The following is a 12705-nucleotide window of genomic DNA, read 5'->3' as shown; positions in this document are numbered from 1 at the left end:
GCAGAACCTTCGCAAAGCACCGCCTTATTCGAAATCTGCCTGATCCAGCAGCGTATAGGTGAACTTGTTGCCAAACGCGTCGCGCCCGGCTTCGCATTTCAGCAGAAACTCGGCAAAGTGACGCTGATCGGCGAATACCTGACACCCGGCGGAATAGATCGTATTCGCCGTGTCATCGTCACCGTTGTTTGGCCCCTTGTGCAGATTTATGCCGAACATCCCGCTTTGAGGATTAACAAGGTTCAGGTTTCCATCCCTGTTGTTGTCCCGAAACACGGTAACGTTTCCCAGCCTTTGACACAGCGCCTTGTGGCCTCCGGGCCGGCCTCGTTTATGAATATCGATCTTGTAGCAGGACCGATATTGCCCCGACGCCAGAATGGCCGTCCCATCCGGGTTTATCGGGTTCTTCAGGTAGTGATCGCTGGGATCGGCCGTCATCGGGTAATACGCTATATCCCAAACGCCAAGAAACCGGTGAAACACCGTCATGACATCATCGAATTTCTTGGGTGAAACCGGGTGGGCGCGAATGCCCACTATGTTCAGGTTCCAATCGACAGTTGGGGTGTCGAAAACTACGTAATCCTTTTGGGACATGACATCCATAATCGCTTCCACAGAGGGTCTGAACATCTCTCAATTCTCCTTAAACAATGCGGCCATGTTACCACAGAAGTGACCGACCGTAAAAATCGTCCCCTTGGCTTGTCGCTGAGCGCGCAGGATTTTCGTTGCCTAACCCGTTGATCTCGTTCAAACTTGCTGAAACAAGAAACCATGATTGAGGTCCGGGCGTCCAAACCCTTTTTGATCGACAACAGATTTGCAGGACGAGAGGACGACCTGAAAACACTGACCTATGGGCTGGCCTTTGCTATGCTGGCGACCCAGGCCCCGGCGCAAAAGACGCTCAGCCTGGCATCTCCGATCCCGGACGGAACGGAGACACGGTTTTGCTATTACAAGGGGCTGGCTTTTTCCCCGGATTCCTTCATCGTGATCTCTGGCCACAACACCGTCACAGAAACGATCAACACGCGCGAGGAACGCCTGCTGCGATGCGTAAGCAGCGACAAAGGCACCATGCACTGCAAGCCACAATGCACGTTTCAGGTCGGCCGCTAAGCCAGAGGTATCACTGTCGCCCGAGGCTTTTCCGCCGGATCAGACTGTCATTCCGATCAGGGCGACACCCACGGCCATGAGCACCGCGGCACCCAACCGTCGCGCCCAGTTCCCTTCCTTGAGGAATACGAACCCGATCAGTGCGGCAAAGATGACCGAAGTTTCCCGCAGCGCCGAAACCGCGCCCAACGGTGCAAAATTCTTGGCGTACAGCACCAGACCATAAGCTGTCATCGATACCAGCCCGCCAAGAATGCCGATCATCCATACTTTGGCCGGCAGGTCTTTTAAGGTCGCACGTTTCCGAACTCCGACAAACCCGGCAATGAACAGGTGCAGAAACGCCCCCCATGCCCAATAGCTGAGCGTGTTGCCCGACAGCCGAACACCGATCCCGTCAACGACCGAATAGATCGAAATGCAGAACCCGGTGCCCAGCGCAAACATCAGTGCACTGCGCCCAACGCCCGAGCGCAGAGCTTTCCAACTGCTCAGCTGGATGCCCACGGCAATCAGGGCGATACCTGTCCAGGCCTGAAAAGGCAGCACTTCTCCGACCAGGACCATTGCCCAAAGCGAAACCAGCGCCGGGACAATCCCACGGGCGATGGGGTAGACCACACTCAGATCACCGTGCTGATAGGCTTTACCCAGCATGAAATAATAACCGAAATGCACAACGGTCGAGAGCAGGATGTAAATAAAGCTCTCTGGGTTTGGCAGCGGCAGCAGCATCACCATGACCGCCGCAGGCAGCACTTGACCCAGAGCGACCAAACCCAGCATCGTGGTTCGATCAGCCGCTGTCTTCACGATTGCATTCCACACCGCGTGCAGCAAAGCAGCCGAAAGAATAATAAGGACAACGAACAGGGTCATGTCCGGACCTTTCCCGCAGAGGTTTCGCGCCAAAAGGGTCAACTGCCCTATTCACTTGGCGCCATGTCTGCAAAGGGTGGATTGTTGTCAAGCCCGTTTCAGGTCACCTGGGTTGTCATCCAAGTCTCGATCATCGAGGCCGGCCCTTCCCAACCCGGCTCCATGAACAGGAAATGCGCATGGTCTTCGACCAGCAAAAAGGTTCCGCGATCCCCATAGCGCGCTGCCAGTGCGCGGCAGGTATCGGGGTTAACAGCCCTGTCTTCGGCACCCGAGACCACCAGAACCGGGCAGTCAACCTTGTCGAAATCAACCTTGATTGCGTGATGGTCATCAAACATCCAAAAGAACATTTCAAACATCACGCGCCCGCTTTCTGCGCCCAATCGGTCGAATACAGCGTGTTGTTGCGCCTCATCCATCTTGTTCAGAGCAAACGGGGCCATCAAATCGAACCCGACCCGCATCGGCTGCTTCCAGAATGGGCCGCCTTCCATCAAGGTGCGCGGTACAGCGCGTTCATCATCGGTTTCGGGCAAGGTGCCCCAAGGCGCATTGGGATTGATCAAAACGATGGCACTGGCCAAACCACAAGACGCCACTTGCTGTGCCACCACCCCAGCAATGGCATGCCCCAAAATGACAGGTTTGCGATCCAGTCCTTTTACAAAATCGGCGATGTCGTTGGTGTAGTCCATGACACTAGTATCGGTCAGACCCGGGTCGGGGTCCGCTTTCGGATCACCGTCATGGTACCGCAAGGCAGGAACGTGAACCGTCCAACCTCGGTCCCGAAAGAAGTCCGCGTAATCCTGCATACACCAAGGTCCGGCAAATGCTCCGTGGATAAGAACGATTTCTTTGGTCATCGAAGTCCCCCCTGCGCTGTTTCCAGTATGGGGATATGGTAAGACGTTACAACTGCCCGTGATCCCTGTTGCAGGTCGAAGCACAGGTCCTAAGATTGGACCCATGAGTTTTGTGACCGACAATCAATTGCCCCTGCTGATCCTGTTCTTTATCATCGGCTCTATCGGCACTGCCTTTCTGTTTCGCAAACCGGCCGGGCACCGGGCGTGGAAACTGGCTGATCTGGTATGGGTTGTGCTGGGTGGCATCGGGGCATTGGTGGCTGTTTTGGCCGGGCTTTACACCTCGGACAGCTCGCGACTGGACCGACAGATCGACGTAGCCTATGCCGCGACGCTGGCATTTGACAGGGACGCGGCCCGGTTCCGCCTGCGGTTCTGTGATCCGGCCTATGATCCGGATACCGCCGTTTTATGCGAAAAGGTTGAATTCCTTTCTGCTTCGACCGCCAGCAACTCGGAACTACCCCTGTTCATCGCGGTCACGAACGAAGTGGCCCCCCTACAGGGGCTTCACTTCCTGGTTGGGGGTCAGTCCAGGGACGAAATGGACGAAATACGTGACATGGCCGCCAAGGCCGATGCCTTTGACATCGACCAGTTCCTTGTCTTCACTTCACTGGACGAAAGCACACAGACCGCCATTGACAATATGCGTCGCAAGGTTCCCGCGATTGCGGGCGACTATCTGATACTTGCGCAGAGCTACGATGACCTGATCGCGCAGGTCGGGAAGCTGAAAGAAGAATGGGAATACCTACAGGACAATGCTCATATTCTTGTCCTGCAAATCGTGGCCCTATGCCTTGTCAGTTTTGCGGCACCGTTTCGGCTGGGGAAATCCGTGGTCGAGCTGCGCACCACGCTCAGCGACGATACGTCTGCGCCAAAACTTGCGGGTCAGCCCCAAGAAAGTAACGCAGAAGAGTCCACAGGTTCCGAGCTCCGCGCCGAATCCACCCCGCCCGCTCATACCGCTCCGCACTCGTAAAGGCGCGTGTGTTCAGAACAGTTACCTTTGGCAACGCGCGCACCAAAGCCACATCTTCCATCAACGGCTGGTCGGGAAACCCGCCTGCCGCTTGATAGGTGTGACGCGGAACCAGCAACCCCTGATCTCCGTAGGGCAATCCCAGCATCCTGCTGCGCAGATTGGCCCAGCCAGCCACCCAGGCCGGCGCGATCCCGCGCGCGCGGAACGCCAGCTGAAACGCGGCAGGTTTGGCTGACGGCAGGTGGGCGCTGACGGTCTCGCTCCACCCCTTTTGCAGCACTGTATCGGCATGAAGAATCAGCAGCCAATCCCCTTTGGCCTGCGCGCACCCTCGGCGCAACTGGCCGCCTCGGGATGGCGGGCCGGTCACGACCATCGCACCGGCCTCTTCCGCAATATCCGGCGTGTGATCGGTTGAGCAGGCATCGCTGATGATCAATTCCCGGATCAACCCGGCATGCACCCCTTCCATCAAAGCCCCGAGACATTCGGGCAAAGCGTCGGCAGCGTTGAGGGTCGGGATCACGACTGTAATAGGCGCGGGCACGTCTGATAACCTCTGGTCTTGGCATCGGAACTTCCTATATCACGAGGCCTGAGGAAATGACGAGGACCAAGCCATGCCCACCCGCCGCATTCTGCGCCTGTCCGGCTCGGATACCGAAAGCTTTTTGCAGGATCTGATCACCAACGACATTAAGGGGTTGGACAACGGGCTGGTCTACGCCGCTTTGCTTACTCCGCAGGGAAAGTACCTGGCGGATTTCTTCCTGAAACGAGATGACGACGGAGTTCTTCTGGATGTGGCCGAACACCTTGCGGATGATCTGGTCAAACGTCTGACGATGTACAAGCTGCGTGCGGATGTGACGATCGAGGGAACCGATCTGAACCTGCAACGCGGCACCAAGGCTGCGCCGGAAACCGCCCTGCCCGATCCCCGCCACCCGGAGATGGGCTGGCGCAACTACTCCCCAGAACCCGAGGGCGATGACGGAACCGACTGGGATGCACTGCGCGTCCGGCACTGCATTCCCGAGTCAGGCATTGAACTGACCCCGGACAGTTACATCCTGGAATCCGGGTTCGAAGCGCTGAATGGCGTGGATTTCAAAAAAGGATGTTATGTCGGGCAGGAAGTGACCGCGCGCATGAAGCACAAAACCGAATTGCGCAAAGGTCTGCGACGCGTCGTTGTCCAGGGCTCGGCCCCGGTGAGGACCGAGATCAGTGCAAATGGCAAATCTGTCGGAACATTGTACACACAGGCCGGCGGAAACGGGATCGCGTATCTGCGATTTGATCGCGCAGGCCCTGAGATGCAGGCCGCAGACGCCACGGTGCGGCTGGAGGACTGAGCCCACCTTGTTGCCAAATCGGCACGACCCGCGCATCAGCTTGTATCGAAAAGTTTGAACCCGTTGTCCTGCACTGCCAAAGTGCAGGACAACAGGACGAACCGGATACCCGCATGTTTCGACTTTATTCCGCGATCTGGCGCGCCAGTGCGGGGCGGCAGATCATCCTCATCATGCTGTCCGTCGCAATTGCGGGCCTTGCCGCCGTGCCGCTTGAGTTTCAGCGCGACATCGTCAACCACCTGACATCCGACGATGTCGGGACTGAAAAACTGATCCAGCTGGGCATCGGCATGATGGCCGTCATCCTGCTGAGCCTCGCCCTGAAATGGGTACTAAGCTATCGCGCCGGAACCTTGGGCGAAGACATGATCCGGCTGATCCGCCAACGCCTGCTTTGGCGTTCGACCGACCTGAAGGATTCAGACGAAGGCCTGCGCAAAGGCACCATGACCACCGCCATTTCGGCCGAAGCCGAAGAGTTGGGCAAGTTTGCCGGTGGAGCTTTTTCGGATCCGGTCGTTCAGATTGGAACGCTGATCAGTGTGATCGGCTATATCTCGTCCACGCAACCAGGTCTGGGGTTGATTGCGTTGTCAATGATCGTGCCGCAAATCATCATCGTTCTGGTCTCGCAGCGCAAAGTGAACACTTTCGTGGCGGAACGGGTTCGCATTCTGCGCGGTGCCACCGACCGGCTGACGACCGAGGATATCGAAGCCGTCGAGCGGGATATCAACACCATGTTTGATGACATTTACGACACGCGGCGGCGGATGTTCCTATGGAAACTGTCGGCAAAGTTCCTGCTGAGCGTGATCAACGGGGCCGGCACCGTCGGTATCCTGATGCTGGGGGGATATCTGGTCCTGCAGGGCAAAACGGATGTGGGCACCGTGGTGGCCGCCACCAGTGGGCTCAGCCGCATTCAAGGACCCACTGCCTTTTTGATCGCATTCTATCGTCAGGTCAGTGCCAATCGCATCAAATATGAACTGATGCTGGAATTGTTTGGCCCCGACCCAACACGGTATCGTTATCGCCCTAACGCATAAAAAAGACCGCGCGGCGAATGCCTGCCCGGTCTCTTATAAAAAGTGACGAAACGTCACGCGCGTTCGGAATATTCCATCGTTTCCGTGTTCACGACGATCATTTCGTCCTGGCCGATGAAGGGGGGAACCATGACTTTCACGCCATTGTCCAGCAGCGCGGGCTTGAACGAGTTTGCCGCCGTCTGGCCCTTTACGACCGGTTCGGTCTCGACGATCTTGCAGGTCACTTTCTGCGGCAGCGTCGCGTTCAGCGCCTCGCTTTCGTAGAATTCGACAACAATGGTCATGCCATCTTGCAGAAACGGACGACGGTCACCCAGCAATTCTGCTGGTAATTCAATCTGTTCGTAGGTTTCTGAATCCATGAACACCAGCATCCCGTCGGATTCGTACAGGAATTGCTGATCCTTCTGCTCCAGACGCACGCGTTCGACCTTGTCCGCCGAGCGGAAGCGTTCGTTCAATTTCGAGCCATTGCGCAGGTTGCGCAGTTCCACCTGTGCAAAAGCCCCACCTTTGCCCGGCTTTACATGGTCAACTTTGACCGCTGCCCACAGGCCACCGTTATGCTCAAGCACATTGCCGGGGCGAATTTCGTTCCCATTTATCTTGGGCATTACATAAATCCTTCACAAACGGTTGATGCATCAGTTGCGGTCCCTATATCTGGCGGGAACACACCTGACAAGACAACGACACCTAGTGCTGCAAGTGCAGCAAGCCATGCAAGTGACGCAACGCAACTATGCATTTTAGCTGTATCCGAATCGCACCTAATCGGTCATAAGGACCCTCACGCCGAAAATGCAAGAGCAAGAACAACAAGGAAGACGAGATGAGAGATTTCGTTGACGGCACTGCCTTTAACAATGAGCAAGGCAATCGTGCGCGCAAACTTTTCGCGGCCGTTGTCCTGGCTGCGCTTGATGATGCTATCGCCGATGACAAGAAATACGGCAATGGCCCCGAACAAATCGCCCGCTGGGCGCGTTCGCGCGATGGGCGCGAAGTTCTGTCCTGCGCAGGCATTGACCCGAACGAACGGGTTGTCAGCGGGCTGATGGAGTTCGTTGGCCGTGGCGTGCGCACCTCAGTCGCATTGTCACGCGAGGAAAGCGAGCGTCGCAACGCCGCACAGCAGGCTGAAGCTGCCTGAACCAAAGTAGATTTGGATTGAACAAACGCGCTCTGCCTATCAGAGCGCGTTTTTCTATGCCTGATCGTCAGGTAAGAAGCCAATGGCTCAAAAGAACAACAGCCATTGCCGCACCACCCAGAATTCAGCTGCCAGCATGGTCGCGAACAGGGCTTTGCCCCAGACCGGCAATCCACGCTGCCAAAGCAGAACATATGCGGCCAGACAGACAAAGGCTGACACCGGAGCCACCCACAAAGCATGATAGTCGCTGTCCCAATAGCTGACAGGGCTGCTGAACACCCAGTCGCTGATGGGCCAGAACTGTGGCCGTCCGTCGCCCGCATGAAGCAGGAAATCTGTCGCTAGATGCAACAGACCCGCCGCTGCACCGACAGCCAGAACGTGCCAACCTCTCCAGACTGCCAGCAGGAATGCCAGCCCCCAGAGGATAAAGGAATTGTCTATGGCGAATACGGTCTGCCACGCCGGGGAAAAGTAAAGCTGCCCGAAGACCACCTGCTCAGGGATGCTCAGAACAAACAGGGACACGCCCGCCATGACATACAGGGACAGATCCGGCAACAACGCTCCCAGCAGCGCAGCCCAGAGGATACGTCCTTGCGGCGGCCGGGCAAACACGGCAGCCCCGATCAAAAGATGCGCAGGCGTATTCATCCGGGGCTTTCCCTTTCGGCTCAAATCAGATCATCTGCGCCCAGACTTATAGGAGACAAGGCATGGTTCGCGCCATCATGATTCAAGGGACCGGCAGCAATGTCGGAAAATCGGTTCTGGTGGCGGGGCTGGCACGCGCCTACACGCGCCGGGGCCTTCGGGTCGCGCCGTTCAAACCACAAAACATGTCGAACAATGCAGCCGTCACCGAAAACGGTGGCGAAATTGGCCGCGCACAAGCCCTTCAGGCCCGTGCGGCAAAGCGGGCAACACACACGGACATGAACCCTATTCTGCTCAAACCCGAGACGGATACCGGCGCGCAGATTATCGTTCAGGGGCAGCGCGCTGGCACGATGAAGGCCGGTGACTATCGCAAGGACAAATCCAAGCTGCTGGGCGCAGCGCTGGAAAGCTTTGACAGGCTTTGCGCCGACGCTGATCTGGTTCTGATCGAGGGCGCTGGCAGCCCGGCTGAGACCAATCTGCGCAAAGGTGACATCGCCAATATGGGATTTGCCCGTGCAGCGGACATCCCTGTTGTACTGGTCGGGGACATTCATCGTGGCGGAGTGATTGCGCAGATCGTCGGTACTCAGGCCGTTCTGGACGAAGGCGACGTGGCGCAGATCAGGGGTTTTGCCATCAACCGCTTCAAGGGCGACGTGTCCCTGTTTGACGAAGGGCGTGATGACATCTCGGCCCGAACAGGCTGGCCCTGCCTTGGGGTCGTGCCCTGGTTTCACGACGCCTGGAAACTGCCGGCCGAAGACATGATGGACATCCGTTCCCATACCGGCGGCGTGTGCAAGGTCGTTGTGCCCCAACTGGAGCGTATGGCCAATTTCGACGATCTCGATCCGTTGTCCGCCGAGCCCGGCGTGAGCGTCGAGGTCATTCCAGGCGGACGTCCCCTGCCCGGCGATGCGGATCTGGTTCTGCTTCCCGGCAGCAAGTCCACGATCGGAGATCTGAGCTATTTTCGTGCACAGGGCTGGGATATCGACCTGTATGCACATGTTCGCCGCGGTGGACATGTCCTTGGGTTGTGCGGCGGCTATCAGATGTTGGGCAAGACCATTTCCGATCCTGATGGCGTGGACGGCCGGCCGGGCAAAGTTGATGGATTGGGGTTGCTGAACGTCGATACCGAAATGGGCGGGCAGAAACAGGTCATCCTGCGTTCCGCCCATGCCCTGCCAGACCGAGAACCGGTCAGCGGATACGAAATCCACATGGGCCATACCGACGGCCCGGACCGCGCCCGCGCATGGCTTGAGGTCGAAGGCAGACCAGAAGGCGCCGCCAGCAGCAACGGTCGGGTCAAGGGCAGCTATCTGCATGGAATTTTCTCGTCAGACGCATTTCGTGCCCGTTATTTGTCAACGCTGGGCGTGACGTCGGACATTGCCTACGAAGACGGTGTAGAGCAGGCGCTGGATGATCTGGCCGATCATCTGGAGCGCCACATGAATCTTGACCGGATGCTGAGCCTGGCCCAGCCACCACAGCGCGGTTGAATCTTATCCCAGATCTTTCGCGGCGAGCGCGCGCGCGATTTCCCGCCGCACCATTTTGCGCACGTTTCGCGTGATCCGCTCGCCCATCGCGCCTTGCAACTCCTGGCGGACAACTTCCGCGATCAGCTCACGCAATGTTTCTTCATCCAAATCCGTTGCCGAAACGTTTTCAACGACTTCAGTGGCACGATCGGATTCAGCCGGTCGTCCCGCCCGGATGAACTCTGCGTTTTGTACCGAAGCGGACTCGGGCTGCGGATCGTCCGTATCTTCCTGATCAGTCAGAACGACGGTCCTTGCGGCCGCAAACTCCTCTTCGACGTTCCACGGCAGGGAATGCGTCGGTGTGCCGGAATAGGCGTCTGCGCTGTCGCCATCCGGCTCCCATTGATCCTCGGTTTGCGCAATCGCCGCTTCCAGCGCTTCGATCTTGGCACTCAGACTGATCGCGGGATCATCGGTTGAGCCGGTTGCCGCGGAATGTCCCTCGGTCGCGTCATCCGCAGTGTTGGCAGGATCACCTGCCCTGACGATGTCGCAGGCACGCAGCAGCATCGGCTTGGCCGAGTCGGCAACATCAGCAGACGGCTTGGCGGGCATGATCTCGGGCTGAGCGGGTTTGCTGATGCGCAGCGCGTCCGTCAGCACCAAACGCCCCGGCTTTCGCGTAGCACCCTGTTGATCCGAAGAGGATTTACCGCGACTGTCTTCACTGACCAGACGTTTGACCGAAGACAGAACGTCTTCGATCCCTGCTTTCACGACATTATCAGACATTGTTCTCTACCGCTCTATCGTTGGATCGAGTGTAGCCAAACAATCCGAGCCCTACAACAAATAGTATTGCCGGTTAGTCCCGACGCAACGCTTTGAGGACTCGATCCAGATCCTTGCTCTGTTTGCTGACACGCGCGGGGGCTTTCTTGACCAGATTATAGTACAAAGTCGGGTCATAGATCTGAACCGCCAGGCCAAGACGTTCCGCCGTCAAAAGGCCCTGCGCCTGCAACAACTGATACGCTGCGCGGGATCGTTCCGTTCGCGACGCCACTTCGGCCAACTGCGCGTCCAGCAAATCCTGCTGAGCATTCAGAACGTCCAAAGTGGTCCGGGCACCCAAGGTCGCTTCTTCCCTGATGCCATCAAATGCAACCTGTGATGCGCGAACCCGTTCCGTCGACGCCCTGAGGCTGGCACTGGCTGCCTGGAACGCTGCATACCGGTCCGTAACGCCCTGTGTGATATTCTTTTGTACGTTCAGAAGATTCGCACGAGACGCATCCCGGTTTGCCATAGCGCGCCGCACGTTCGCGGCCAACCGGCCACCGGCGTAGATCGGCTGTGTAAAGTCCAGCGACACGGTCGCGTCATTCACATAGTCGTTGTTGTCATAACTTTCACGCACACCCGCATCAGCATTCAAACTGACATTCGGCCCAAGGTTGGCCCGCTGCTGCTGTACAATCAGATCAAAAGCGCGGACCTGATGCTGCGCCGACAGAATCGCCGGGTGGTTGCGTTGCGCGAGGCTGATCGCTTCTGCCTCGCTCCGTGGAAGATTGGGCAGGCTGGGTTGACCGGCCGTCCTCCCTGGCGCCTTGCCGACCGCATTGACATACTCAGCCTGCGCGATGCTCAGTTCACCACGAGCGACAGCCAGATCAGCTTGAGAACTTGCCAACTGCGCTTCGGAAAGCGCCACGTCCGTGCGCGTCACTTCGCCAACCTCGAAGCGATCATTCGATGCGCGAAGCTCTTCCGCCGAAACATCCACGTTGTTCTGGCGAATTGCGACTGTTTCTTCCTGTAGCAGAACGCCCAGGTAAGCATTTGCAGCGCGGATAAGCACCTGTTGCTCAATGTCGATCAGGGTTTGTCTGGTCGACAGAACCGTTTCCTGCGCCGATTGTTTGCCCAGAACCGAGGCGCCACCATCATACAGAAGCTGGGAAAGCCTCAGCCCGGTGAAAAACCGGGACGGCTCGGTCGTTGTGACCACATTGTTGGTCCGAGACTGAGTATAATCCTGGCTGACCTGTACAGTCCAGTTGATGATTGGCCGCAATGCGGAAAGCGCGATTGCCACGTCTTCATCTGCCGCGCGCAGCAGCGCCCGGTTCTGCTCCAGCAAGCCGCTTGTATTATACGCGCCGATGAAGGCGTCTGTTATGTTGTCAGCCCACGCCGGACGCCCTGGCATAACGCTGATGGCAAGTCCTGCGGTCACTGCGAATGCCCTGACCAGCTTGCCTGTCGCTGAACCACGCATACCGAAATCCTCTCAAACGAAATTACACTGCCCTGAAGGCAGTTTGCGGTCTTCTTTTCAACTAATCAAGGCGCCAGCAGAATCTATCGGCGAACTATAGCGAAAATGCACACTCCGCCGAAAAGCTCTCTAGTATCGGTGCACTGGCGTTGAAGGCATCCCTCCAGCTGACCCGGCCTCCGGTCTTTCGACCGATCCGCACAGTTCCAAGATTGCCTTCAACAAACAGGCATGCAATCCGGCCATGTTCCTTGAGCTGATCCAACAGGGCGTTGGGAATCCGTTCAACACCGCCCTGCACCATGATCGCATCGTAAGGGCCGTGCTCAGCCGCACCCTGCTCCAAAGGACCGACGTGGATAATGGCATTGTCCACATCGGCCTCAGCCAATAGGCTTTGCGCCTCGGACGCCAGCGAGTCGTCGCTTTCCACACCAACAACCAACTGCGCCATACGCGCGGCAACCGCAGTGGAATACCCCGTCGCCGGACCGATATCGAGAATCATCTCGTCGTTCGAAATGTTGAGCGCATCCAGCATTTTAGCAAGCGTTCTCGGTTCGAGCATACAGCGCCCGTTGCCCAGATCGATCACACTGTCGGCATAGGCGGCCTCACGCTGTGCGTCAGGCACGAAGTTTTCGCGCGGGACGTTCAACATCGCCTCAATGATCGGGAACTTTGTAACATCCGAAGGCCGGATTTGCGTATCAACCATAGTGCGGCGCCGGGCAGCGAAATCTGTCATAGGATCTCTCGAGTCATTCCCAAAGTTACCCGGCTTTTGCCACATCCTGAAACGCCCAGCAACGGCCCTGTT

General features: G+C 57.5%; 14 protein-coding genes and 1 pseudogene. 6 read left to right on the top strand and 9 right to left on the bottom strand.

The features are described 5' to 3' along the window. Positions 1-24 precede the first annotated feature (24 nt). A complete protein-coding gene (locus ACR3E6_RS10785; RefSeq protein ID WP_171633575.1) occupies positions 25-636 on the bottom strand; it encodes a hypothetical protein in 612 nt (203 codons plus the stop codon). Between the two features lie 144 nt (positions 637-780). Between ACR3E6_RS10785 and ACR3E6_RS10780 the strand changes: the two genes are divergently transcribed. Beyond that, positions 781-1128 (top strand): hypothetical protein, encoded by a 348-nt coding sequence (locus ACR3E6_RS10780; protein WP_171633577.1) that lies wholly within the window; start codon positions 781-783, stop codon positions 1126-1128. A 39-nt stretch (positions 1129-1167) separates the two neighbouring features. Here the strand turns inward: ACR3E6_RS10780 and ACR3E6_RS10775 are convergent, their stop codons facing one another. Further along, on the bottom strand, positions 1168-2007 hold the full coding sequence (locus ACR3E6_RS10775; protein WP_171633580.1) for a DMT family transporter: 840 nt from the start codon (positions 2005-2007) through the stop codon (positions 1168-1170). Positions 2008-2105: 98 nt separating this feature from the next. Then, positions 2106-2876 carry an alpha/beta hydrolase gene (locus ACR3E6_RS10770; RefSeq protein WP_209547222.1) on the bottom strand — a complete coding sequence of 257 codons (771 nt, stop codon included), beginning with the start codon at positions 2874-2876 and terminating at the stop codon, positions 2106-2108. 103 nt (positions 2877-2979) lie between these two features. Here ACR3E6_RS10770 and ACR3E6_RS10765 point away from each other — a divergent pair. Continuing rightward, positions 2980-3735, top strand: a pseudogene (locus tag ACR3E6_RS10765) (hypothetical protein); the annotation flags it as partial. A 7-nt stretch (positions 3736-3742) separates the two neighbouring features. Here ACR3E6_RS10765 and ACR3E6_RS10760 read toward each other — a convergent pair. Further along, complete coding sequence (locus ACR3E6_RS10760; RefSeq protein ID WP_171633584.1) at positions 3743-4417, bottom strand: TIGR04283 family arsenosugar biosynthesis glycosyltransferase; 675 nt, start codon at positions 4415-4417, stop codon at positions 3743-3745. Positions 4418-4490: 73 nt separating this feature from the next. Between ACR3E6_RS10760 and ygfZ the strand changes: the two genes are divergently transcribed. Both ygfZ and ACR3E6_RS10750 read left to right on the top strand, forming a co-directional pair. Further along, positions 4491-5228 (top strand): CAF17-like 4Fe-4S cluster assembly/insertion protein YgfZ, encoded by a 738-nt coding sequence (gene ygfZ / locus ACR3E6_RS10755; protein ID WP_480487083.1) that lies wholly within the window; start codon positions 4491-4493, stop codon positions 5226-5228. Positions 5229-5341: 113 nt separating this feature from the next. Further along, the gene (locus ACR3E6_RS10750) at positions 5342-6283 is read left to right on the top strand and encodes an ABC transporter transmembrane domain-containing protein (RefSeq protein WP_171633590.1); all 942 of its coding nucleotides are present in this window, start codon (positions 5342-5344) and stop codon (positions 6281-6283) included. Between the two features lie 53 nt (positions 6284-6336). Here ACR3E6_RS10750 and efp read toward each other — a convergent pair whose 3' ends face one another. Beyond that, positions 6337-6900 (bottom strand): elongation factor P, encoded by a 564-nt coding sequence (gene efp / locus ACR3E6_RS10745; protein WP_170346480.1) that lies wholly within the window; start codon positions 6898-6900, stop codon positions 6337-6339. A gap of 218 nt (positions 6901-7118) precedes the next feature. Between efp and ACR3E6_RS10740 the strand changes: the two genes are divergently transcribed. After that, positions 7119-7439: a DUF6280 family protein gene (locus ACR3E6_RS10740; RefSeq protein ID WP_037310273.1), complete on the top strand. Its 321-nt coding sequence runs from the start codon at positions 7119-7121 to the stop codon at positions 7437-7439. An 87-nt stretch (positions 7440-7526) separates the two neighbouring features. Here the strand turns inward: ACR3E6_RS10740 and ACR3E6_RS10735 are convergent, their stop codons facing one another. Then, positions 7527-8096, bottom strand: a complete 570-nt coding sequence (locus ACR3E6_RS10735) for a cobalamin biosynthesis protein CobQ (RefSeq protein ID WP_171633593.1) — start codon at positions 8094-8096, stop codon at positions 7527-7529. Positions 8097-8158: 62 nt separating this feature from the next. Between ACR3E6_RS10735 and ACR3E6_RS10730 the strand changes: the two genes are divergently transcribed. Continuing rightward, a complete protein-coding gene (locus ACR3E6_RS10730; protein WP_480487080.1) occupies positions 8159-9616 on the top strand; it encodes a cobyric acid synthase in 1458 nt (485 codons plus the stop codon). A 3-nt stretch (positions 9617-9619) separates the two neighbouring features. On the opposite strand, the gene ACR3E6_RS10725 is transcribed toward ACR3E6_RS10730, so the two are convergent. The 3 genes from ACR3E6_RS10725 to ACR3E6_RS10715 form a co-directional block, all read right to left on the bottom strand. Further along, positions 9620-10393 carry a hypothetical protein gene (locus tag ACR3E6_RS10725; protein ID WP_171723578.1) on the bottom strand — a complete coding sequence of 258 codons (774 nt, stop codon included), beginning with the start codon at positions 10391-10393 and terminating at the stop codon, positions 9620-9622. Positions 10394-10466: 73 nt separating this feature from the next. Further along, positions 10467-11885, bottom strand: a complete 1419-nt coding sequence (locus tag ACR3E6_RS10720; protein WP_480487078.1) for a TolC family outer membrane protein — start codon at positions 11883-11885, stop codon at positions 10467-10469. 94 nt (positions 11886-11979) lie between these two features. After that, positions 11980-12633: a protein-L-isoaspartate O-methyltransferase family protein gene (locus tag ACR3E6_RS10715; RefSeq protein ID WP_480487076.1), complete on the bottom strand. Its 654-nt coding sequence runs from the start codon at positions 12631-12633 to the stop codon at positions 11980-11982. Between the last annotated feature and the right edge of the window lie 72 nt (positions 12634-12705).

The sequence above is a fragment of the Ruegeria sp. AL3 genome (assembly GCF_056536065.1).
This window is presented reverse-complemented; position numbering and strand designations above follow the sequence as displayed.